19 protein-coding genes and 3 pseudogenes are annotated in these 21,754 nt (G+C 70.5%); 8 read left to right on the top strand and 14 right to left on the bottom strand.

Going from position 1 to position 21,754, the window contains the following annotated elements:
- Window positions 1–174: 174 nt before the first annotated feature.
- From OP86_RS23795 to OP86_RS23785, 3 genes are read left to right on the top strand one after another with little or no spacing between them, the layout of a single operon-like run.
- Window positions 175–933 (top strand): SDR family oxidoreductase, encoded by a 759-nt coding sequence (locus OP86_RS23795; RefSeq protein WP_033333112.1) that lies wholly within the window; start codon window positions 175–177, stop codon window positions 931–933.
- On the top strand, window positions 930–1,718 hold the full coding sequence (locus OP86_RS23790) for an SDR family NAD(P)-dependent oxidoreductase (RefSeq protein WP_030056852.1): 789 nt from the start codon (window positions 930–932) through the stop codon (window positions 1,716–1,718). The genes OP86_RS23795 and OP86_RS23790 overlap by 4 nt, the downstream gene beginning before the upstream one ends.
- Window positions 1,715–2,686, top strand: a complete 972-nt coding sequence (locus OP86_RS23785; protein WP_030257187.1) for an NADPH:quinone oxidoreductase family protein — start codon at window positions 1,715–1,717, stop codon at window positions 2,684–2,686. Before OP86_RS23790 ends, OP86_RS23785 begins: the two co-directional genes overlap by 4 nt.
- Before the next feature lie 282 nt (window positions 2,687–2,968).
- On the opposite strand, the gene OP86_RS23780 is transcribed toward OP86_RS23785, so the two are convergent.
- Entirely contained in the window at window positions 2,969–3,787 is an 819-nt protein-coding gene (locus OP86_RS23780) for an NAD(P)H-binding protein (protein WP_030056854.1), read from the bottom strand.
- An 82-nt stretch (window positions 3,788–3,869) separates the two neighbouring features.
- On the opposite strand from OP86_RS23780, the gene OP86_RS23775 reads away from it, so the two are divergent.
- Window positions 3,870–4,283: a winged helix-turn-helix transcriptional regulator gene (locus tag OP86_RS23775; protein WP_030056855.1), complete on the top strand. Its 414-nt coding sequence runs from the start codon at window positions 3,870–3,872 to the stop codon at window positions 4,281–4,283.
- Between the two features lie 5 nt (window positions 4,284–4,288).
- On the opposite strand, the gene OP86_RS23770 is transcribed toward OP86_RS23775, so the two are convergent.
- The 11 genes and pseudogenes from OP86_RS23770 to OP86_RS23720 form a co-directional block, all read right to left on the bottom strand.
- Window positions 4,289–4,753 (bottom strand): hypothetical protein, encoded by a 465-nt coding sequence (locus tag OP86_RS23770; RefSeq protein ID WP_030056856.1) that lies wholly within the window; start codon window positions 4,751–4,753, stop codon window positions 4,289–4,291.
- A gap of 170 nt (window positions 4,754–4,923) precedes the next feature.
- On the bottom strand, window positions 4,924–6,822 hold the full coding sequence (locus tag OP86_RS38865; protein ID WP_063832443.1) for an Ig domain-containing protein: 1,899 nt from the start codon (window positions 6,820–6,822) through the stop codon (window positions 4,924–4,926).
- Window positions 6,823–7,220: 398 nt separating this feature from the next.
- Window positions 7,221–8,498, bottom strand: coding sequence for an alpha/beta hydrolase family protein (locus OP86_RS23760; RefSeq protein WP_030056860.1), 1,278 nt, complete (start codon window positions 8,496–8,498; stop codon window positions 7,221–7,223).
- 126 nt (window positions 8,499–8,624) lie between these two features.
- Window positions 8,625–9,857 carry an acyl-CoA dehydrogenase family protein gene (locus OP86_RS23755; protein ID WP_030056861.1) on the bottom strand — a complete coding sequence of 411 codons (1,233 nt, stop codon included), beginning with the start codon at window positions 9,855–9,857 and terminating at the stop codon, window positions 8,625–8,627.
- A 2-nt stretch (window positions 9,858–9,859) separates the two neighbouring features.
- Complete coding sequence (locus OP86_RS23750; RefSeq protein WP_030056862.1) at window positions 9,860–10,888, bottom strand: phosphotransferase family protein; 1,029 nt, start codon at window positions 10,886–10,888, stop codon at window positions 9,860–9,862.
- Between the two features lie 123 nt (window positions 10,889–11,011).
- Window positions 11,012–11,293 carry a hypothetical protein gene (locus tag OP86_RS23745; protein WP_157849823.1) on the bottom strand — a complete coding sequence of 94 codons (282 nt, stop codon included), beginning with the start codon at window positions 11,291–11,293 and terminating at the stop codon, window positions 11,012–11,014.
- On the bottom strand, window positions 11,277–12,794 hold the full coding sequence (locus OP86_RS23740; protein WP_030056866.1) for a WXG100-like domain-containing protein: 1,518 nt from the start codon (window positions 12,792–12,794) through the stop codon (window positions 11,277–11,279). The genes OP86_RS23745 and OP86_RS23740 overlap by 17 nt, the downstream gene beginning before the upstream one ends.
- A 30-nt stretch (window positions 12,795–12,824) precedes the next feature.
- Complete coding sequence (locus OP86_RS23735; protein ID WP_051830477.1) at window positions 12,825–13,157, bottom strand: WXG100 family type VII secretion target; 333 nt, start codon at window positions 13,155–13,157, stop codon at window positions 12,825–12,827.
- Window positions 13,158–13,282: 125 nt separating this feature from the next.
- Window positions 13,283–13,555, bottom strand: a pseudogene (locus tag OP86_RS23730) (GNAT family N-acetyltransferase); the annotation flags it as partial.
- A 3-nt stretch (window positions 13,556–13,558) separates the two neighbouring features.
- Window positions 13,559–14,951 (bottom strand): annotated as a pseudogene (locus OP86_RS33035) (nuclease/transposase family protein).
- Between the two features lie 145 nt (window positions 14,952–15,096).
- Window positions 15,097–15,429, bottom strand: a pseudogene (locus tag OP86_RS23720) (GNAT family N-acetyltransferase); the annotation flags it as partial.
- 180 nt (window positions 15,430–15,609) lie between these two features.
- On the opposite strand from OP86_RS23720, the gene OP86_RS23715 reads away from it, so the two are divergent.
- Window positions 15,610–18,225 (top strand): hypothetical protein, encoded by a 2,616-nt coding sequence (locus OP86_RS23715; protein ID WP_033333108.1) that lies wholly within the window; start codon window positions 15,610–15,612, stop codon window positions 18,223–18,225.
- On the opposite strand, the gene OP86_RS23710 is transcribed toward OP86_RS23715, so the two are convergent.
- The gene (locus OP86_RS23710) at window positions 18,222–18,425 is read right to left on the bottom strand and encodes a DUF397 domain-containing protein (protein ID WP_030059328.1); all 204 of its coding nucleotides are present in this window, start codon (window positions 18,423–18,425) and stop codon (window positions 18,222–18,224) included. The two genes, OP86_RS23715 and OP86_RS23710, sit on opposite strands and share 4 nt — an antisense overlap.
- The gene (locus tag OP86_RS23705) at window positions 18,422–19,249 is read right to left on the bottom strand and encodes a helix-turn-helix domain-containing protein (protein ID WP_030059329.1); all 828 of its coding nucleotides are present in this window, start codon (window positions 19,247–19,249) and stop codon (window positions 18,422–18,424) included. The genes OP86_RS23710 and OP86_RS23705 overlap by 4 nt, the downstream gene beginning before the upstream one ends.
- A 109-nt stretch (window positions 19,250–19,358) precedes the next feature.
- Here OP86_RS23705 and OP86_RS23700 point away from each other — a divergent pair, with 109 nt between their 5' ends.
- From OP86_RS23700 to OP86_RS23690, 3 genes are all read left to right on the top strand, one after another.
- Window positions 19,359–20,567, top strand: a complete 1,209-nt coding sequence (locus tag OP86_RS23700) for an IS4 family transposase (protein ID WP_030059330.1) — start codon at window positions 19,359–19,361, stop codon at window positions 20,565–20,567.
- Between the two features lie 344 nt (window positions 20,568–20,911).
- Window positions 20,912–21,256: a hypothetical protein gene (locus OP86_RS23695; protein WP_051830476.1), complete on the top strand. Its 345-nt coding sequence runs from the start codon at window positions 20,912–20,914 to the stop codon at window positions 21,254–21,256.
- Window positions 21,247–21,471, top strand: coding sequence for a hypothetical protein (locus OP86_RS23690; protein ID WP_030059332.1), 225 nt, complete (start codon window positions 21,247–21,249; stop codon window positions 21,469–21,471). The genes OP86_RS23695 and OP86_RS23690 overlap by 10 nt, the downstream gene beginning before the upstream one ends.
- Window positions 21,472–21,754: the final 283 nt, after the last annotated feature.

Below are 21,754 nucleotides of genomic sequence, written 5' to 3'. Positions count from 1 at the left end.
AGAGAACTCGTACAGGCTTTCTCGTCGACCGCCCGGTGAACGCCGACGGCCTGTTGACAGGCTCCCGCACCGACACCATGCTGAGCAAGCGCTTAGTCAGCAACGTCATACGGCGGTCGCAAACGTCTTACGGCGGTCGCAGACGAGATCCCCGTGGGAAAGGCAGGACGCTCCGTGGTGCACTCCTTCAAGGGCCGGGTGGCCGTCGTCACCGGATCGAGCCGGGGCATCGGCCTCGGCATCGCGCGCGAGCTGGTCGCCCGCGGGGCCAAGGTCTGCCTCACCGCCCGCAACCCCGAGCCGCTGGCCGAGGCCGTCCAGGAGCTGGGCGGCTCGGACAACGCGATCGCCGTCGCGGGCAAGGCCGACGACCCGGCCCACCAGGAGGAGGCCGTCGCCCGCACCCTGGAGGCCTTCGGACGCCTCGACCACCTGGTCAACAACACCGGCATCAACCCGGTGTACGGCCCGGTCCTGGGCACCGACGAGGCCGCCGCCGCCAAGATCTTCGCCGTCAACGTGCTCGGCCCGCTCGCCTGGACCCGCCGCGCGCACGCCGCGTGGATGGGCGAGCACGGCGGCTCGATCGTCAACGTCGCCTCCGTCGCCGGGATCCGCGCCTCCGCCGGGATCGGCATGTACGGCGTCAGCAAGGCCGCCCTGATCCGGCTCACCACCGAACTCGGCGCCGAGCTGGGCCCGCAGGGCATCCGGGTCAACGCCGTCGCCCCCGCCGTGGTCAAGACCAAGTTCGCCGAGGCGCTCTACGAGGGCCGCGAGGAGCAGGTCGCCGCCGCGTACCCGCTCGGCCGCCTCGGCGTCCCCGAGGACGTCGCGGGCGCCGTCGCCTTCCTGCTCTCCCCGGACGCCGGCTGGATCACCGGCCAGACCCTCGTCGTCGACGGCGGGGTCACGCTCGGCGGTGGCATGTGACGGCCGGGGCCTTCACCGACCAGGGCGTGGTGGTGACCGGCGCCGGCCGGGGCATCGGGGCCGCGCTGGCCCGGGCCTTCGCGGCCGCCGGGGCCCGGGTGGTGGTCAACGACCTGGACGCCGACGCCGCCCACGCCGTCGCGAAGGACTGCGCCGGCACAGCCCTGCCCGGGGACGCCGCCTCCGCCGAAGGCCTGGCCGCCCTGGTCGGGCAGGCGCACGCCGCCCTCGGCGAGATCGACGTGTGGTGCGCCAACGCGGGCGTCGCCCCGGTCGGCGGGGCCGACGCGCCCGCCGCCGCCTGGACGAGCGCCTGGGAGGTCAACGTGCTCGCGCACGTCCGGGCCGCCGAGCTGCTGCTCCCCCGCTGGCTGGAGCGCGGCGAAGGCCGCTTCCTCGCCACCGTCTCCGCCGCCGGGCTGCTCACCATGCTCGGATCGGCCCCCTACGCGGTCAGCAAGCACGGCGCCCTCGCCTTCGCCGAGTGGCTCTCCGCGACCTACCAGCACCGGGGCATCCGGGTGCACGCGCTCTGCCCGCAGGGCGTGCGCACCGACATGCTCGCCTCGACCGGGGCGGTCGGCGAGGCGCTGCTCGCGCCCACCGCACTGGACCCCGAGGACGTCGCCGAGGCAGCACTGACCGGCCTGCGCGAGGACCGCTTCCTGATCCTTCCGCACCCCGACGTCGCCGAGTACTACCGTGTCCGGGCCACCGAACCGGACCGCTGGATCGCCGGGATGAACCGGCTCCAGCAAGGGCTGGAGAGGAGCGCGGCGCTGTGAGGGCCTGGCAGGTGGAAGAGCTCGGCGAGCCGGCCGCGGTGATGCGGCTCGCCGAAGGCGTCGCGCGGCCGGTGCCCGGCCCGGGGCAGCTGCTGGTCCGGGTGCGGGCCGCCGCCGTCAACTTCCCGGACGCGCTGATGGTCCGCGGGCAGTACCAGGTCCGCCCGCCGCTGCCGTTCACGCCCGGCGTGGAGCTGTGCGGCGAGGTGGCGGACGGGCCCCGGCGGGGCGAGCGGCTGATCGGCAACCCGGTACTGCCGCAGGGCGCCTTCGCCGAGTACGCGCTGCTGGACGCCGCGGCCGCGTTCCCCGCGCCCGAGGCGCTGGACGACGCCGAGGCGGCCGCACTGCACATCGGCCACCAGACCGCCTGGTTCGCGCTGCACCGCCGGGCCCGGCTGCGGGCCGGGGAGACCCTGCTGGTGCACGCGGCGGCCGGCGGCGTCGGCAGCGCGGCGGTCCAACTCGGCCGGGCCGCCGGGGCCCGGGTGATCGCGGTGGTCGGCGGCGCGGCCAAGGCGGAGGCGGCCCGGACGCTCGGCGCCGACGTGGTGGTGGACCGTACGGAGCGGGACTTCGTCGCCGCCGTCAAGGAGGCCACCGACGGGCGCGGCGCGGACGTGGTCTTCGACCCGGTCGGCGGCGCGGCCTACACCGGCTCCACCAGGTGCGTCGCCTTCGAGGGCCGGATCGTGGTGGTCGGCTTCGCCGCCGGGCAGATTCCGGCTCCGGCGCTCAACCACGCCCTGGTGAAGAACTACTCGATCCACGGCCTGCACTGGGGCCTGTACAACACCCACGACCCGCGCGCCGTCCGCGCCGCCCACGACGAGCTCACCAAGCTCGCCGAGCAGGGCACGGTCCGCCCCCTGGTGAGCGCCCGGGTGCCGCTGGCCGGCGCGGCCGAGGCCGTCCAGCGGGTCGCCGACGGGCTGAGCACCGGCCGGATCGCCGTCCTGGGCGAGTGACCACCGCCCGCGCGGCCGGGAATCCGGCTGCGCGGGCACCACGGCCTCTGCCAGGCTGCCGGGATGACATCCTTTTCCGCCGCTCGCGACGCACTGGAGGGTTTGGCCCTCGGGGACGGATTCGGGGAGCGCTGGTTCCCGCTGTTCCGCTCGCCGAAGGACGCGTTCGAGCAGACCTCGCCGCCCGCACGGGCCTCGCCGACGTGCCCCGGTCCTGGCTGGCCTGCCGCGAACCGCTGCCGGACTGGGTCGCCCGGGCCGAGGCGGAGGCCGCAGCGGAGGCTAGCGGCCCGCGATGACCTCCAGGGCCGGGCGCGGCTCGCGGCCGAGCAGTGCCGCGAGGTCGCCCGGCCCGCCGGGCCCGGCCAGGAAGCCGTGCGCGATCGCCGAGTAGGTGCCCACCACCATCGGCACCTGGAAGTCCAGCGCGTCCGAGGCCGCCACCGCCGTACGGGCCTCGGCGAGCCGGCCCGGACGGTACTCGGCACCGAGCGCCTCGGCCACCTCGGCGCCGCCCAGCGCCCGCTCCCCCACCAGCTCGTACGTCCGGCCGGCGTGCTCGGCGGGTGCCAGGGCGACGGTGGCCGCCACCTCGGCGAGGTCCGCCCGGGCCACCGCCGCCAGCTTCCCGTCGCCGAGCGGCGCGGTGATCACCCCGTCCGGGCCCGGCGCGGCGATCGCGCCCAGGAGTTCGGCGTACAGGCCGTTGCGCAGCACCGTCCAGCGCAGGGTCGCCGATTCGCGCAGCCGCCGCTCGGTCCAGCGGTGGGCGAGGGCGTACGGCAGGTGGTCGCCGTCGCCGGAGAGGCTGGTGTAGACGACGTGCTCGACGCCCGCCTGTTCGGCCGCCCCGATCGCCGCGCCGTGCCGGGCGATCACCACGTCGTCCTCGGCGGCGCCGGCCGAGATCAGCAGCAGGGTCCGGACACCGGCGAAGGCTTCGGCCAGTGTCTGCGGCCGGTCGAAGTCCACCAGCCGGGCGGGTGTGCCGGCGGGCACCTTCTCGGGGGTGCGGGAGCCGGCCGCGACCTCCTCGCGGCCGGCCAGGCGCTCCAGTACGAGCGCACCCAGTCCTCCGTTGACACCGGTGACGAGCAGCATGGGGATTCCTCCGGGGATGATCGGCCGTTGGCGACGTGACCATCCTCGATAGCCTGGGTGTTCGGCGTAAGGAGGCACTTTCATGTCAGCAGGGCACACCGCGGTAACCACTCCCCGACCAGTGGTCTGGTGCGAGGACGGCGTGGACTGCGGGATCCGCGACCTGCTGGACCGCCTGGGCGAGAAGTGGTCGGTCCTCACCGTCGTCGAACTCGCCCAGGGCGTACGGCGGTTCCGCGAGCTGCAGCGTGCGCTGCCGGGGATCTCGCAGCGCATGCTGACCCTCACGGTGCGCCGTCTGGAGCGCGACGGCCTGGTCTCGCGCACCGTCCACCCGACCGTCCCGCCGCAGGTGGAGTACGAGCTGACCCCGCTCGGCCACAGCCTGACCCACCTGGTGCGGGCGATGGCGGACTGGTCCTACGACCACCACGACGCGATCGTCACCTCGCGTCACGCGTGGGACGAGGCCAACCCGGGCTCGGAGATCCGCTAGGAGCCTCAGCCGGTCACTTCGACGGTGACCTCGTAGGTGCGCTGCTCGGGCGGGCACTGGAGGGCCTCGCCGCAGGTGGTGCGGGTGGCGGTGAGCCGGGCGGTGCCGGGGGCGTGGGCGGTGAACGTGGTGGTGACGGTGCCGCAGCCGCCGCCGGGGCGGCAGGAGGGGGACGGGGCGGTGGTCGGGGTGCCGTTCGGTGCGAGGACCTCGGGGGCGGAGCTGGTGACGGCGGACCAGTAGGTGCTGTGCAGGGCGACCGAGACGGTCGAGCCGACGGTGACCTTCAGGGTGGTGTGGTCGGCGTGTTCGTCCACCGTGACCGCCGCCGGGCTCGGGGCGGCCGGGGTGCTCGGCGCGGCCGGGGTGAGGGTGGTGGTCGCCGACGGGCTCGTCCCGGTGGAGGCGCAGCCGGTCAGGGTGAGCAGGGCGGCGGCCAGCGCCAGGACGGCGGATCTTCTCGGGTTCACGGTGGTTCCTTTTGCCGTTGTGCGAGCGGTGCCGGTTGGACGTTCCGGCGCCCGGTTCGGATCCCCCCGATGGGAAAGCGGCACCGGGGCGGGCGCTGGGCCCGCCCCGGTGCCTTCGGCGTGGTGGTCGTCAGGAGATCAAGCGATCAAGTGATCAGAAGATCAAGCGATCAGGAGACGGTCACGTCGTCGTAGTAGGTGTAGGTCGGGTCACCCGCGTAGTTGTCGTCGTGGTTGCTCAGGGTGAGGGTGTAGGAGTGGCCCGGGGTGACGGTCGCCGTCTTGTTGGTCCAGGTGCCGGTGGTGGTGCAGGTCTTGGCGAGGACCGTGGTGGTCGTGCCGGTGGTGTTGTCCTTCAGGGTGGCGGTGGCCCAGTCGTAGGTGACGGTGTCCGGGCAGGTGTTGCTGTACCAGAAGGACACCTTGCTGGAGCCGGTCGGCGCGGTGAAGGTCTGGGCGATCGAGGAGTCGCCGGTCGGGTTGGTGGCGCCGACCATGGCGCCGTAGCTGCCGGTGTGGGCGGCGCCGGTGGTGGCGGCGGTGGAGCCGGCGGCGGTCCAGCCGGTCAGGTTGCCGGTCTCGAAGTCACCGTTGGTGACGGCGTTGCCGCCCCCGCCGGTGGTGGACTCGGTCCAGCTGAAGCTGGTGCTGCCGGCGGCGCCGGTGCCGTCGGTCGCGGTGACCGTGACGCTGGAGGTGCCGGTCGCGCTCGGGGTGCCGGAGATCAGGCCGGTCGAGGAGTTGATCGACAGGCCGGCCGGCAGGCCGGTGGCCGAGTAGGTGAGGGTCTGGCCGGAGGCCGAGTCGGTGGCGGTGATCTGCAGGCTGGCGGCGGTGCCGACGGTGCCGGACTGGTTGCCCGGGTTCGTGACGGTGACCGTGTTGCCGTGGGTCAGGATGGCGTGCGAGATCGCGCAGGAGTTGGTGTCGTTGGACCAGCTGGCCTGCTCGGCGTAGCTGCCGAAGGAGCCGAAGGAGATGTTGGCGGCGCCGCCGGTGCTGCCGGGCCTGATCCAGGCGCACTCGTCGGAGTTCTCCTGGCCGTTGTAGCTGCTGCCGGAGACGTGGTTGGTCCAGCCGCCGGCCGGGTTCTGGTCGGACATCATCTCGTGCCACTCGTGGCCGAGGGTCATCGTCCAACCGTCCAGCGTGCCGGGCGAGTTGACGAAGCCGACGCCGCAGTTGGCGCCCTGGTCGATGTTGTACGGCTGGTTGGAGAACGCAATGTCGCCGTAGGGCGAGCTCGCCGCGCCGCCGGCGAGGGTGGTGTCGCCGTTCCAGTCGTGCCAGGCGCAGTACCCGGTGGTGGGGTTCTGGTAGTCGTCCGGGTTGGTGCCGTGCGGCGACAGGACGATGTAGTACGCGTCCCGGTTGGCGGCGGCGGTGGTGTTGCCGAAGTGGCCGGCGGCCTTGACCGCCTCCTGGGCGAGCTGGTTGCCGGTGGCCTGGCTCGGCGAGGCGGCCGCGTTGTCGTACCAGACGCCGGACAGGACGCCGCCGCTCTGGTACGGGATGAAGTTGGCGTTGGAGGGGCAGCTGACGGCGCCGGTGGCGACGTTGGGGCCGTCGCACCACTGGGTCAGGTCGGCCGACCAGGTCTCGCCGTTGGTGCCGATGCCCTTGAACATCTGCTGGGTGGCGCCGGCCGCACCGGCCGAGTCGCCGGAGAACTTCGCGTTCCCGTTGGCATCGGTGCTCTGGGTGCCCCACTGGTTGCCGTAGAACACCAGGTAGACCTTGGAGTGCCCGCTCTGCACGCCGATGCCGTCGACGCCGCCGCCGTAGGACAGGGTCTGCTGGCCGGTGGCCGCGGCCTGGTTGTGCGCGGCGAGCCACTTCTTGTAGTTCTCGTGCTGGGACTGGCCGGGTACCGCGCCGTGCCGGTAGGGGTGGCCGGTCTGCGGGCTCCAGGGGTTGAACTCGTTGGCGCTGCCGCCCTGCGAGCTGGAGATGTCCTGCGCGGAGGCGGGGCCGGCCGCGCCGGCCAGGCCGGCGGCGGCGAGCGCGAGTGACGCTATGCCGGTGAGCGCCGCGTACTTCGCGCGTCGGATCCTGCGGGAGTGACCCATGGGTGAGGGTGCCCTCTCTTCTGCCGATCGCCCACGGCTTTGGGGGGCCGCGGACGATCCCTTTGTGGGGAAGGGATGACGGCGGATTCCGGCGGGGAGTCGACTCCGGTCGAATTCTTCCGTACACCCGGAAATTGACTGCCCGTCGGCTCTTCGCCGCCTGGGCATGAAGGAAATCAGAGCTGATGAACACTGGTCAACGATGCAGGGTAAGGACTGATTAAGGAGGGCGTCCATGCAGGCAAAGACGCCCCCGGAGGAGTGGAAACAACGCGCGTAGCCATTCACTGAATGCGGCTCGGAATACTGTTCCGCATTCACCGGAGACCCATCCGGCGCATCTTTCCCTGACGGAATTTCATCGGCCGGCCGAACCCCCGGGCAAAGCCGTCCGATCGCTAACGCTCGTAGGACACTTCCGGGAAGCGAAGCGAGGGCCCGTCCAGCAGGTGGTCGTCGTGGCCGCGCAGCCAGCGGTCGAAGAAGGAGGCGACGTACGAGCGGGTGACGAGTTCGGCGCGGCCGGGGCGCACTGAGCCGACGTCGGCGCGCAGCTGGTCCGGGGTGAGCGCGCCCTGCCGGGCGAGTTGGGGCAGCAGGGACTGGCCGTCGGTGTAGGAGCCGTGCCGGGAGCCTTCGAGGGTGACGTCGGCGTGCCAGCCGGTGCTGTGCTGCCAGAGGGCGTCCCAGCCGGGCTGCTGGTGGTAGCTGCCGGAGTCGTCGCTGCGGGTGCCCATCAGCAGGAAGGGACGGTCGAGGCCGTCCTCGGCGAGGCTGGGGAGGTGGACGCCGGTGTGGCCGTCCGGGCCGGGGAAGTGCAGTTGGCCGTCCAGGTTGATCCCGGCTGTGATCCGCGGGTCGTCGTGCATGGTCTGGAGGGCGGTGAAGCCACCCGCCGAGTGGCCGACCATGCCGATCCGCTTCAGGTCGAGCGCCCCGGCCACGCCGGTCGGCAGGCCCGGCCTGGTGCCCAGCCCGGCGAGCTGGTCCAGCACGAAGCGGGTGTCGTCCACCCGGGTGCCGAGGGCCTTGCGCAGCACGGCGCCGATGTCCAGGTCCGGTTGGCCGAGCATGCCGGGGAGGACGGAGGTGGCCAGTTCGCCGTCGGGGAAGGCGACTTCGGAGGCCTCGTAGGTGTGGTCGATGGTGACGACGACGTAGCCGCGCGAGACGAGGTCCTCGACGAGCGCCGTCCCCCAGGTGCGCGGGTCGCCGAGGCCGGGCGAGTACAGCACCACCGGGCGCGGTGCGCCGGGCAGCGCGGGGGCGTCCGCGCGGGCGTGGGTGCGGATGGCCGACCAGTCGGTGCGGCCCGGCGCCGCACCGTAGTTGATCAGCCCGACGCCGGCGGGCCCGCCGAAGTGCTCCCCGGCGGCGGGCGCCATGTACGGGGCGCGGTCGGCGGGCCCGGCCGGGCGGGAGGTCGGGTACCAGAGGCTGACCATCAGCTCGCGCCGGTGCCCGGGCTGCCAAGGGTCCTCCCTCGCGGCGTCGGTCAGGTGCAGCGCGGTGGTCCCGATCGGGTACGGCCCGGTGGGCTCCGGCAGCCACGCCCGCGCCTGCTTCCCGGCGCTCCCGCCCTCCGGCGCCGCGACCGCCCCCGGCGCGCCGACCGCGCCCAGCACCGCCGTCGCCGCCAACAGGACCGCCGCCACGGCCCGTCCCCCACTGCCCATGATGTGTCTCCTCGTTCCGATCGGTCGGACACGCAGGACACTACGGGCGGGGACGGGCCGCGGCCGTCATACCGGGGAGCCAACCGGGCCCTGAGTACCCGGGTATGACACCCCTAAGGGGTGGGTCTAACTCCGGTACTGCTTCAGCTCCCTGCGGGCCAGGGAGCGCTTGTGCACCTCGTCCGGGCCGTCGGCCAGCCGCAGGGTGCGGTTGCCGGCCCAGAGCTGGGCGAGCGGGGTGTCCTGGCTGACGCCGGCGGCGCCGTGGGCCTGGACGGCCTTGTCCAGGATCCACTCGACGGTGATCGGGGTGGCGATCTTGATCGCCTGGATCTCGGTGTGCGCGCCCCGGTTGCCGACGGTGTCCATCAGCCAGGCGGTCTTGAGCACCAGCAGCCGCAACTGCTCGATGCGGACCCGGGATTCGGCGATCCAGTCCTGGACCACGCCCTGCTCGGCGAGCGGCTTGCCGAAGGCGACCCGCTCGCCCGCCCGGCGGCACATCAGTTCCAGTGCCCGCTCGGCGATGCCGATCGCGCGCATGCAGTGGTGGATCCGGCCCGGCCCGAGCCGGGCCTGGGCGATGGCGAAGCCCGTGCCCTCCTCGCCGATCAGGTTGCCGACCGGGACGCGCACGTCCTCGAACAGCACCTCGGCGTGGCCGCCGTGGTCGGCGTCGTCGTAGCCGAAGACGGTCATGCCGCGCTTGACGGTGACGCCGGGGGTGTCGCGCGGGACGAGCACCATGCTCTGCTGGCGGTGCGGTTCGGCGGCGGGATCGGTCTTGCCCATCACGATGAGGATCCGGCACTGCGGGTTCATCGCGCCGGTGATGTACCACTTGCGGCCGTTGATCACGTACTCGTCGCCGTCCCGCTCGATCCGGGTGGCGATGTTGGTGGCGTCCGAGGAGGCCACCTCGGGCTCGGTCATCGCGAAGGCGGAGCGGATCTCGGCGTCCAGCAGCGGCCGCAGCCAGCGCTCGCGCTGCTCGGCGCTGCCGAACTGGGCGAGCAGCTCCATGTTGCCGGTGTCGGGGGCCGCACAGTTGAGCGCGGATGGGGCCAACTGCGGGCTGCGGCCGGTGATCTCGGCGAGCGGGGCGTACTGGAGGTTGGTCAGGCCGGCGCCGTGCTCCCCGGGGATGCTGTGCTTGTCCACAAAGAAGAGGTTCCACAACCCCTGCTTGCGCGCCTCGGCCTGGAGGTCGCCGACGATCGCAGGGACGGCCCACCGCTCGCGGGCCGGGTCGGCGAGCTGTTCGGCGAGGACGGCCTCGGCGGGGTGGACGTGCGCGTCCATGAAGGCGAGCAGCTGCTCGCGGAGTTCGTTCGTCCGGGCGTCGTACGCGAAGTCCATGGTCAGTTCTCCTTGAGGGTGCTCAGGCCGTGCCGGGCGAGGATCGGGGCCATCTCGCCCGCGCGCTCGAAGCCCGCGCCGAGGGTGCGGCCCTGCTGGAAGCGGAAGAAGATGCCCTCGGCGACGGCGGCCAGCTTGAACGAGGCGAAGGCGACGTACCAGTCCAGGTCGGCGGCCTGTCGGCCGGTCAACTCGGCGTAGTACGAGACGAGTTCGTCGGCCTTGGGGAAGCCGGGGGCGGTCATCGCGGAGGGGATGATGCCCCCGCCGACGCCGGCCAGCTCGGTGTACATCACCAGCAGGCCGACGTCGGTGAGCGGGTCGCCCAGGGTGGACATCTCCCAGTCGAGGACAGCAGTGATGGTGTCGTTCCCGTCCACAAGGACGTTGTCCAGCCGGTAGTCCCCGTGCACGAGGGCGGGCGTCGGCGAGGTCGGCAGCCGCTCGGCGAGCGCGGCGTGCAGTCGGTCGAGGTCGGGCAGCTCACGGCTGCGGGAGGCGGCGAGCTGCTTGGACCAGCGGCGCAGCTGGCGTTCGAGGTAGCCCTCGGGGTGCCCGAAGTCGGCGAGGCCGACTGCCGCCGGGTCGATCCGGTGCAGGTCGGCCAGGGTCTCGACCAGCTGCCGTCCGAGCGCGGCGACCCGCTGCTCGCCGAGCGCGGCCAGCGGCGCGGCGTCCCGGTGCGCGGTGCCGGGCACGTACTCCATCAGGTACCAGGGCGCGCCGAGCACGTCCGTGCCCTGGTCGAGCAGCAGGGTGTGCGGCACGGGCACCTCGGTGTCCCGCAGAGCGGTCATGGCGCGGTACTCGCGGCCCATGTCGTGCGCGGTCGCGAGGACGTGCCCGAGCGGCGGGCGGCGCAGCACCCAGCGGGAGGCGCCGTCGGAGAGGACGTACGTCAGGTTGGAGCGGCCGCCCTCGATCAGGTCGGCGCGCAGTGGCCCCTGGACGACCCCGGGGAGTTCGCTGTCCAAGTGGGCGCGCAGCCGCGCCAGGTCCAGCCCGGGCGGGTCGGCAGGGGTGTCGGACATCGGGCGACTCCTCGGTCTCGTGCTGACTAAGCGCTTGCTTAGCATTCAGCCGAGTCACCCCTCCTGTCAATGGAACGACCCCCCGAGCCACACGGCTCGGGGGGTCGTCGGGGGCGCCGCCGGCTACTGCCCTGCGTTCCGCTCCCGCGTCTTGCGCTGCATCTCCTCCAGCCTGGCCAAGGTCTCGGGGTAAATCGGAGCCGTACTCTCTTCGACATCCTGCGGATTCTGCTGTGCTTGCGGGAGGAGTTCGTCGTAGCGGGGGTCCCCCGGCTCGAACTTGTACCACCCGTCGTAGAAGTACCCCTCCGGGGCCTTGCCGCCATATCGCTGCCAGATGGTGACGCCATTGGCGTCGAGCATCGGGTTCCCGGTGACATGGTAGCTCTCAGAATGCTCGCTCAAAATACTCCTCCAGAATCTGCGCCGCCTCGCGGTCGCCGTACGTGAATTTGTCCAGCGTCTTGGCGGTCCAGTGATTGAACGCCTCGGCGAAGTACTCGTGCGACTGGCGGAGGTACGCATCCAAATTTGGATTGCTGCCGATCCGGTCCAGGACCTGCTGTCGCACATGCAGCCACTCCGGCTGTTGGCTCAAATTGCCATAGGCGTCATCGACCGCGTGCCCGAACTCATGGACGGCAACACTACTGGGCGTCTCGGCAGTTGAATTGACCAGGAGTCTACGCTGGCCAGGTACATACATACCAGGTATGTAATCTGCCGGTGAAGTTCCTCCTACTGGGCTGACACCGGCGAGATGGTAGCCGCCCGGAAGCTGCGTGATGGGCCTGGGGCCGATGCTGACCCCGCCGCCCGGCACCTCTTTCAGATGGTCCCAGACCTTGTCGAAGATCTCGTCCGGCACGCGTGCCAGCTCCGTTTTCACCTTCGCGATACTCGGGTGGTCTTCAACATACTCAAGCGGCAACTTTCCGGGCATCGGTAGCTCGACCGGTTTGGCATGCTGCGGGCCACGTGGCGCGTTGCCGCCGGAACGCCCACGTGGTCCCGCCGCACCGCCGACTCCACCGACGACGACGTCGAGGGGCACGACAGGGCCGGTCTTGAACTCGGCGTCGTAGCCTACGGAGAGGCCGGCACCGGTGACCATCCGGCCGGGGAGGGTGTCGGCGGCCTTGGCGACCTTGGCCAGGCCCGCGAGGGCGACGGAGGCGCTCTCGGCGCTCTCGGCGGCGTTGACGACGACGCGGCCGCCGGCGCCGAGGCCGCCGCCGGCAGCGCCCATGATCTCGCCGGTCTTGGCGGAGTCGACGGCCTCAGTGAGGCTGTAGCCGCCGTCGTCGAAGAACTCGACCCGGATCGGCTGGGCGACGGCGAGGTCGACGGTGATGGCCTCGACGGCGCCGAAGGCGGCGCCGACCAGCACGGTGGCGGCGATGGTGGCGATGGCCTCGGAGACGGTGACGCCGACCGTTGCGGCGGTGGCGACGATGCCCGCAGCGGTGGCAGCGGCGATGTCTGCCGAGATGCTGAAGGTGACGAAGGCGAGGGCGGTGCCGACGACCAGGGTGCCGCCGACGATCGCGGCCTCTTCCTCCAGCTTCTTGATCGCCTTGTCGACCTGGTGGGCGAAGTCGCGCAGCGCCTTGGCCAGGCTGCGGCAGGCGTCGGCGGTATCGGGCAGCCAGCCCTTGCCCTTGCCCGCGCTGTCCTTGCCCCCGTAGTACTGGGCCCAGAATGTGCCGAAGGCGTCGATCGCGGGGCCGTGGTTGTTGGCGACGACGGCGGAGGCGGCCTGGTTGGTGGGCGCGGTGACGTCGTCGATGGCGGTGGCCATCGCCTCCCAGGCCTCGGCCACCTTGCGCAGCTTGTCAGGGTCGGCGTCGGGCCACCACATGCCGGTGACCTTCTGGACGGCCTTCGCGACCGTGGACTCACCCATGCGACACCCCCGCCCGTGGTGGGCGGCCGGTCACGGGGTGAGGTCCTTGCGGACGTGGTTGTCGGCGTCGGTGTGGTTGTCGGCGTGGGCGTGCAGCCCCGCGCCGATGCTGGTGAGCCCCTTGACCAGAACGTCGAGCGCAGAAATCACCTTGTCGTGCGGGCCGTTGTAGGCCTGGGCGAACTCACTGCCCTGCTTGTCGCCGCCCCACGGACTGCCGGCCTCGGCGAGGCTCTGCTTGAGCTTGTCGAGGGCTTCCTTGAGAGCCTTGCTCTGGTTCTCGAAGGTCGGCGCGGCGTCCTTCAGGTCCCCGGGCCGGATCTTGAACTCCGGCCCGCCGGCTTTCGCCCCGTCATCCACCATGGATTTCCCCGCTGCTCACTTGACGACACGTCACTGTAATGAAGACGTCGACGAACGACGTGAGAACGGTTCGGTCCGCCGGCGTGACGTCAGTCACGTTCGCGCGATCGTGCACGGTGGAGCTCCTACGTAGCCGAACTCTCCGGCGACGCTTGCGACAGGTCTTGGGGGTACGACGAACGCCGCTCCCAGTCGGCCCGGACGAGGTCGTACTCCACCTCGCCGTGCTCCGATCCCGGGATCGCCTCCGGCCAGTCCCCGACGAAGCTCCGCAGGAACGACAGGCCCGACTTCTCCATCACCCGCCGGGACCGCGTGTTCACCGCCATCGTGTTCGCGGTGACCCGTTCCACCCCGAGATCGGTGAACCCCTTGTCGACCAGCGCCCGCGACCGTTCCAATCAAGTGATCAGGAGTGGGTCTTGGACCCAGGTGTGATCACTGCGGGCATCCCGAACGGTGGTGGATGCCCGACTGGTCGCCCGCGTTCTCGTTGTCCCCGTTCGGCTGCGCGCATCGTGTGCGCGGTCCGTGACGGGGCGGCGGGTCTCCTCACGCCCCCGGATGCCCGATGGGGCCTGGACGGTCCGATGCCCACGACGATCACTCCGGTCGTCGTGGGGCGGTGCCGTCCGTCGCCGGATCGGGTGTCCGAGGGCGCGTCGCCCGATCGCGATGCTCGCTGCATCGTGCCGGGTGGTGGTGCGGGTGGGTGTCGCGAGCGGCTGCTGCCAGTGCTGCGCACCCCATTGGGAGGTGTAGGCGGGGTCCACGGCGACGATGACCATGTCCAGTTCGGCCGCCATGGAAACGAGCCGGGCACGCAGTTTTCCGGTGGGGATGCCGGAGATCAGCTGGCGGAAGCGCTTCTTGCGTCCGTGCTTCTCGCGCGTGGTCTCGGCGGTGAAGTCCAGGTTCTCCAGGCCGATAGCCGTCACGCCGCAGCGCTTGGCCCAGTGCAGCAACCGGGTGATGGCGTGGCGGATCTGCGCGTCGCGGTGGCCGGCGGTGCCGGTCAGGTCGTAGGGGAACCGGCGGGGCGCGCCGACCGGATTGCCGTGCGCATCGAGGTGCCAGGCGGCGAAGTGGTCGGCGTTGGTGTCCACCCCGACGATCCCGGCCGCGCCGGCCGCCTCCAGCGGCATCGTCCGCGCCACGGGCCGGGTCCAGGAGGCGTCCAGGTACCAGCGGCCCCGCTCGACGTCCAGGTGGATGCGGTAGGCCACTGCCCGATTGCCCTCGATCCGGTCGGCCCACTCGGCACCCCGGTGCGGGAAGGACACCGTCGCGGCCAGGACGTACCGGCCGTTGCGAGCGTTCGCCAGGCCCGCGAGCGGGGCGGGCAGCTTGACCGACACCTCGCCCTGCGGGGTGACACGGATCGTCTCGTTCCCGAACCGCTTCCCCGACTCCCCGTCGGCGGACAGGAACCACCGCGCGCTCTCCCAGCGCTTTCTCCAGTCGGCTTCGGTGAAACCGGCGGCGGCCAGGTTGTGCCGGGTGTTCAGCAACTTCCGCCCGCCGCGCACCACATGCCGCCCAACGCGACGACGACTCCACTGTCAGGTCACGTTTCCGCCTGGCCCACGTCTCGCTGCCATGCTCCAGGCCGTCCGCACAGCGCGCCTTCAAGTCCCTCGACGCCAGCGCCCCCAGATGCCCGCCGACCAGCCGCAACACCTCCTCGTCCCCGGGCGTGAGGCCCCTGAGACGGTCCCGGACCGTCACACCAGACGGACCAAGGGAAACGAACGGCACATCGATCCGCCGCAGCTCCCTCCTCGGCCCAGTCACGCTCGTTCACCCCCTCACGGTCAGTGCCATCACCCTCACACACGGCACTGACAACTCGCCCCAGCCACCCGACAAGCCACGATCGAAGAGACACGCATGGACACTCATGTGCACCAAAACGACCTCAATCCGCAGCAGTTCACAACCCCCTGCCCCGGGCCGAGCGGTTCAGCCGGTAGCCGAGCTCGACCTCGAACGGGCTGCGGTCGGCGAGCGGGCGCAGCTCGAACCAGCCCAGGAAGGTGCCGGTGGTCCTCTCCTCGGCGGCCCAGAAACCGCGGGTGCCGAAGCCCGGGTAGTCGAGGAGGAGCCGGGGCAGAGTGCGCGCCTGGATCGCCTCGCGGGTCGTCGGCTTGCCGCCGTTGATGAAGCGCATGACCTCGGGGTCGCTGTCCAGGGCGAACAGGCCGTCGACGTCGGCTGCGGTGTCGGCGAACGGGCGCAGCACGAGCCGCTCGGTTTCCAGGAAGACATGCATGCCGTGATCATCACCAGCCGGTGACCGGGCCCGCCAGCGAATATTGCGAGCCCTATGGGGCTGACGGCCGGCGGGTGACGGAGCGCCAGCCAAACGGTCCTCGCCCGCGCGCCCGCCCAGACCACAACCCCTAGAGTCGGGCCGCAGCGAGGGGGTCGTCCCGGCACGAAAGGCCTCGGAGTGTCGCACCGAATCCCGCGGCGATGGGCCGCGGCACTGCCGGCACTGCTCGTGCTGCTGCTCTGCGCCCTCTCGGGGCAGGCCGTGGCCGCCGACGGCGACCGCGATCAGGTCAGCCCCAGCCCTGCGACGGTCGCCTGCGCCACCGCGACCGACCTGATCAACCAAGGTGACCTCGACCAGGCCAAGGCGATCCTGACCACCCTGCCCCAGCCCGGCGACGACCCCTGCGTAGAGAAGGCCCTGGCGAAACTCGACGTCCAACGCGAGAACGCCGCCATCCTGGTCCTCATGGGACAGGAGCATCTGAGAAGGTCCGAACTGGAAGCGGCCGGAGACAGATTCTTCGCAGCACAGAAGGCCGACCGGTCCAACCCGGATGCCGGGGCGGGACTGGCCCAGGTGACGGACCTGCAGAAGAACCGACTGTCGCACGGGGCCTCCAACTGGCAGTACTTCTACTCCGACTGGGTGAGCCCGATCGGCAGGCTGCTGCTGCCGATGGCTCTCGGCGTGCTCGTATTGGGGGTCCTCAGCAGTCTGGCGTCCCGCTTCCTCGTCCATCCCGCCTCGGACGCCTGGCACCCGGCGCTGCGCCGCAGCCTCATCGGGCTGGGTCTGCTGATGATCGCCGGCACCTCCGCACTCCTGCCGATCAACGCGATGTTCAAACCGTTCACAGCGGGGACACCGATGGCCGAGGCAGGGGGCTGGCTGGTGCTGTTCGTGCTGCTCATCGTCTTCGGGCTCATGGCCGGGGCCGCGCTCCTCCTGGCACGGGAGCACCGCAAGGTCGGACCGCCCGGGCTCAAGCCGCGCTCGGTGCTCCGGGACTGGTGGAAGCTCCTGGCCTCGCTGGCCGTGCTCCCGGCGATCGGCATTCTGCTGTGGCGGACCTGGCTGGACGAGGATCAGCACGGCCAGGTGCTGATGTGTTACACGATCCTGGTGCTGATGGGCGTCCTGATCACCGCGGCCGGCCTGGGACAGAACCTGCGCCTGCTGATCGAGGCGCAGGACCCGGACGGCAAGACCTCCGCAGCGTCGACCGACTACCTGCTCGCACGCATGCTGACGCTCGGTGACGATCAGCCGGAGATGAAGGTGCCGCTGACGCAGACCCCGCTGAGCTCCCTGCAGAGCGTGGATCTCACCGCGCTACCGGCCGGCAGCATCGTCTCCACCATCTTCCGGATCTTCTACACGCTGCGCCCCGACCTCACCTGGCGGGCCCGGGTGACCGAAGTGGACTGCAACCGGGTTTCCATCACCTTGCTCCGCAACGGACGGCACGCCAACAGCGGCGTCTTCAGCCGTCTCGACCTCGGCCTGCCGCCGCTGGACGACAGCGCCTCCGCCAGCGCGGCCAAAACGGCAACGGACCGTGCGCGAGCCCAACTACTGACTGGTGCCGCCGCCTTCATCCTTGTCACCCTCAGCGACGTCCACCACGACTTGCGCAACTACCTTTCCGGAGCCAGGAACTGGAAGGCCGTCACCCTGCAGGTGATCGCCAGCAGCCGCGCACTGATCGACGACGAGAGCCAGGAGCCCGCGCTGCTGGCGAAGGCGGTGAACGAGGATCCGGGGCATCTGACGGCCCGCTTCGACTACCTGTTCGCCGTCTTCCACCGGCAGCCGTCGGAGGTGCGGGACCACATCGCCTTCGCCCGGGCGGTCGAGCACTGCATGATCGGCAACGAGAACACGCAGGTGCTCGCAGCCGCTCCCCAGCTCGACATGCGGGTCCGCTACACCTGCGCGGTCCACTGGCTCATCGGCCATCTCAACAGCGGTCGCACCGACGCGGACGCCCTGAGACACGCGCGAACGAGGGCAGCTGAGGTGGTGCAGCTCTGCAAGAAGTACCCCCGACTCCGTGCGGTCAAGAGGCACCGGCAAGTCTCCTGGTACGCCCGGCAAATGCTCCCGTTCGCCGAGAACCTCCTGCGGGCGACCGACGTCCTGGGGAAGACGTCCACCAGCTCGGGCCACCCGCACGATGCCGCCCAGTACTCGCCACGCCTGTCGCTGAACCATGCCGCCCTGGAGGGCTGCCTGAGCCTGATGACCGGATCCCCCGCCGCCTCCACCGCCGCGCTTCAGGACCTGGTGTTCGCCCTGCCCGACGACAGGGCCCGCGAGCTGGCCCAGGAGAGCCCGCTGCTGCGGCCGCTCCAGACGGACCCCGGCATCCGACGGCTGGTCGGCCTGCCGGGTCGGGGCTTGCTCGACCTGGACGCCTTCGCTGGCCACAGCGACTATCTGCGGAAACACGGACTGGCCGATCCGAAACGACTCCTCCGAGCCACCCGCTCCACGGCCTGGCACGGAATCGCCGCAGTGCACGGCATCGGGCCCGACCGCATCCGCAGGTGGCGGGACATCGCCGAACTCGCCCTGACCCACCCCCTGTTGAATGACCCCGAGATACTCGACCTGCTCGACGCCCGCGACCTGGCCTCCGTAGCGGCCCTCCAACAACGGATCCACCAGGGCCGCCCCGGTCTGATCACCGACCTTAAGCGCGCGGCCGAGGCGGACCGGCGCACCTGGCTCCCCGGCATCTACAATCCGCTCCCGTGGCTGGAGGCCGTCGAGCAGGCAAACCCCTAGCCGAACTCGCCGGCAACGGTCGCGGCGACGAAGGACTTCCACGCGTCGGCCGGGAAGACGAGAGCGGGCCCGTGAGGGTCCTTCGAGTCACGGACAGGAACGACACCGGGGAAGTCGGGAGCCACCTCGACACAGTTGCCACCGTTGCCGCTGTAGCGGCTCTTCACCCACCGAGCGCCGGCCAGGTCAAGTGCGGTCATTGAAGTTCCTTCCGAACAGCGCGGATCACGGCGAGTGAGGCCGCCGTGTCCAGCGACTCCACCCTCAGGTGATCGTAGTCCTCTTCCCAGCCCGTGAGGCTCTCCCGCCCCCGCTCCAGATGGCCTCGCGAGTGGGCTTCCGCGTAGCCCACCACAGACCTGTCCGGGAGCGTCAACAGCACCACCGGCAGGAGAAACGGTCGTTGCTCACCGAGACGGAACGGCGCCACCTGGATGGTGACGTTCGGGCGCTCGGCCAACGCCAGCAGATGATCCAGCTGAGGACCCATGACCCCCGGTCCGCCCACAGTGCGAAGCAGACAGCTCTCGTCGAGTACGGCATGGATGGTGGGCGGCGGATCCTTCTCAAGGAGCTTCTGGCGCCCGGCCAGGAACTCGACTCGCCCATCAGCCTGCTCTTGGGTGATGCTGCCACGACGGACGCTTCCCGCTTCCAAGGCGGCGGCATAGTCCAGGGTCTGCATGAGGCCGGGGATTACCCCCAACTCGAAAGTGCGGAGCTTCCTGCAACGGGCCTCCGCCTCAGTGAACTCGGCAAATCCCTCCAACAGGCTGGCGTTCGAGATCCGACGCCACAGCTCCTTGAAGAGACCACCCGTCTCGAACACCCGGTCGGCCGCCACCGCGAATTTAAGAGTCACAGGCTTCTTAGCCCGTTCGACGTACGAGACCAAGCCGTGGCTGTAGCCCATGCGCCTGCCGAGTTCTGCCTGCGACCAGCGCCGGGAGCGGCGCAACCTGCGAAGTTCATCACCGAAGCGAATCGCCGGAGATGACGACGGATCATCCTCGAAGGGCTCCACGACTCTCCCCTGTCTGTCACTCGGTACGACTGTGAAAGTTGAGGTCTAGAGACAATACCAGTGACTTAATGATCTTTGCTGGTAGGCTGCCTGTCCAGGAGGTGCCTGGATGCCACGCCCTGGGCAGGTCAAGCCGGCGACGGACGAGCGGCTGTCGGACCGGATCGCGATCGGACTGCTGACGCGAACGTTCCCGCCGGAGTTGGTGGACCGGATTGTGGAGGAGTCCGGGAAGTCTGGGCAACGTCAGCGGTTGCTGCCACCCCGGGTGGTCGTCTATTTCGTCCTGGCGATGTGCCTGTTCTCCGGACAGGGCTATGAAGAGGTTGCCCGTCTGCTGACCGAGGGGCTGGCCTGGGCCAGGCGCTGGTCGGGCTCGTGGCAGGTGCCGACCACGGCGGCGATCTCGCGCGCCCGGGTCAAGCTTGGGCCGGAGCCCCTGAAGGCGCTGTTCGCCGAGGTGGCTCGTCCGATGGCGACAGCGTCTACTTCCGGTTCCTGGTATGGAAGTTGGCGTGTCATGGCAATCGACGGAACGACCTTCGACATCCCCGACAGCGAGGAGAATGCCGCCCGGTTCGGCCGTCCGAAGACGCACCGTGGAGAGCGGTCCGCCTTCCCGCAGGTCCGGGTAGTGGCGTTGGCCGAGTGCGGCACGCACGCGATCACCAGTGCGACGCTCGGTCCGTTCACCACTGCCGAACCGGTGCTGGCCCGAGAACTTTTCGGCGCCCTGGGGCAAGGTGACCTCCTCCTGGCCGACCGTGGATTCGCCGGCCTGGATCTGTGGCGGGCGGCATCAGCGGGCGGTGCGGACCTGCTGTGGCGCATCAGGTCCCACTCCGTGCTGCCCATCCGGCAAGAACTCCCCGATGGCTCGTACCTCTCGGACATCGTGGCCGCCCGCGACCACCGCAAACGCACCGACCCCACCGTGGTGCGGGTCATCGAGTACACCCTGGACGACCCCGGCCGCCCAGCCCAGAGCGCCCCCTACCGGCTGATCACCAGCATTCTCGACCACGAGGCCGCCCCCGCAACGGAGTTGGCAGCCCTCTACAACGAGCGATGGGAGATCGAGACCGCCCTCGACGAGCTCAAGACCCACCAGCGCGGCCCTGCCCAGGTCCTGCGCTCACGCTCGCCAGAAGGCGTCGAACAGGAGATCTGGGGCCACCTGCTCGTCCACCATGCCATCCGCTCGCTCATGCACGACAGTGCGGGCCGAGCCGGGATCGATACCGACCGGCTCTCCTTCACCCGCACCCTCCGCCTCGCGCGACGCCAAGTCGCAGCGCAGGCGGCCTTTTCCCCCTGACCGCCTGGCCACGGCCATCACGGCCGGCGTCCGCGAGATAGCCGAACGACTCCTGCCCGTCCGCCGCAGACGCTCCAACCCCCGCGTCGTCAAACGCAAGATGTCCAACTTCGGCGTCAAGCGCAGCGAACACCGGCACTGGCCCCAACCCACCCGCGACCCGGCCGAAGCAGTCACCATCGCGCCCCACTACCGGACCGCCCCAATCAACCCTCCGGGCAAAGTTCCACGAGCCTGGGACTCTTAAGTCACTGGTATTGGGTCTAGAGATCGTAAGCGCCAGAAGGCCACCATGGCTACACCCGGCGAGAAGTCGGACACACTGTGCAACCATGGAGGCAGCCATGCCCCTCATCACCCCAACCCGGACGCTCCAGGTCGTGATGTACCTGGCAAGGACCAACTCCCACTTCCCCGACCGGGAGTTGACCATGTGCGAGGCCTACGCCAACGCCTTCAACTGGGGTATCGACCTGATCGTGATGGACGACGAGGCACCCCGGAGGGCGCCCGAGCACCGGCCCATGCTCCGGGCCGCCCTGCAGCGCCTCCTCGACAAGCAGGCCGGCGCGATCCTCGTGCCGAGCCGGGCCACGATCTCGCCGATCGAGGGCGAGTTCAACGACTTCGCGAAGCAGGTGGAGAAGGCCTCCGGGTTCATCCAGGTGGCGACCCGGCGATGCGCGTGACGGCCGACGACCCCACCCGCCTGGAGATCCGCCTGATCGACTCCAGCAGCCCGCACTTCGTCCTGCTGGAGTGCTGGGCTCTCTGGGACGGCGAACGGCACGAGTTCCTGCGCGTGCCGGGTTCCTCGGACCGGATCAGGCGCTTCTACACCGTTGCGGCCGCGAAGGCCTTCCGCACGTACAACCGGCCGGGCTCCAGGCGCCCTACAACGTAGGGAAGTTGTCCGGAGGTTCACCTTCTCAGCCGCACCGTTCCAGCCTCGACAGGTATCGATCAGAAGTGTTCTGATGATCACGCCGTAAGGATCATTTACTAACAACACCTGATCGAATATCAGAGAAGCGGAGGAACGGTGCGGGCTGCTCGTGGCGCGACCGTCCTGTTGGCCGTGGGGGTCGCCGGGGCCCTCACCCTCACCACGGGATGCTCCGCCCCGAAGGGCAGACCCACCGCCACCGGCACCCCCCCGCCGAGCCCGGCGCCCACCACCCCTACCC

This window comes from Streptomyces novaecaesareae (genome assembly GCF_000716875.1).
In the GTDB taxonomy this organism is placed as follows: Bacteria; Actinomycetota; Actinomycetes; order Streptomycetales; family Streptomycetaceae; genus Kitasatospora; species Kitasatospora novaecaesareae.
This window is presented reverse-complemented; position numbering and strand designations above follow the sequence as displayed.

Bases quoted from the DNA above. Each gene is read 5' to 3' on its own strand.
- OP86_RS23780 (WP_030056854.1), bottom strand. From the start codon at position 3,787: ATGCTGCTCGTCACCGGTGTCAACGGAGGACTGGGTGCGCTCGTACTG.
- OP86_RS23775 (WP_030056855.1), top strand. From the start codon at position 3,870: ATGTCAGCAGGGCACACCGCGGTAACCACTCCCCGACCAGTGGTCTGG.
- OP86_RS38865 (WP_063832443.1), bottom strand. From the start codon at position 6,822: ATGGGTCACTCCCGCAGGATCCGACGCGCGAAGTACGCGGCGCTCACC.
- OP86_RS23760 (WP_030056860.1), bottom strand. From the start codon at position 8,498: ATGGGCAGTGGGGGACGGGCCGTGGCGGCGGTCCTGTTGGCGGCGACG.
- OP86_RS23755 (WP_030056861.1), bottom strand. From the start codon at position 9,857: ATGGACTTCGCGTACGACGCCCGGACGAACGAACTCCGCGAGCAGCTG.
- OP86_RS23750 (WP_030056862.1), bottom strand. From the start codon at position 10,888: ATGTCCGACACCCCTGCCGACCCGCCCGGGCTGGACCTGGCGCGGCTG.
- OP86_RS23740 (WP_030056866.1), bottom strand. From the start codon at position 12,794: ATGGGTGAGTCCACGGTCGCGAAGGCCGTCCAGAAGGTCACCGGCATG.
- OP86_RS23735 (WP_051830477.1), bottom strand. From the start codon at position 13,157: ATGGTGGATGACGGGGCGAAAGCCGGCGGGCCGGAGTTCAAGATCCGG.
- OP86_RS23710 (WP_030059328.1), bottom strand. From the start codon at position 18,425: ATGACCGCACTTGACCTGGCCGGCGCTCGGTGGGTGAAGAGCCGCTAC.
- OP86_RS23700 (WP_030059330.1), top strand. From the start codon at position 19,359: ATGCCACGCCCTGGGCAGGTCAAGCCGGCGACGGACGAGCGGCTGTCG.
- OP86_RS23695 (WP_051830476.1), top strand. From the start codon at position 20,912: ATGCCCCTCATCACCCCAACCCGGACGCTCCAGGTCGTGATGTACCTG.
- OP86_RS23690 (WP_030059332.1), top strand. From the start codon at position 21,247: ATGCGCGTGACGGCCGACGACCCCACCCGCCTGGAGATCCGCCTGATC.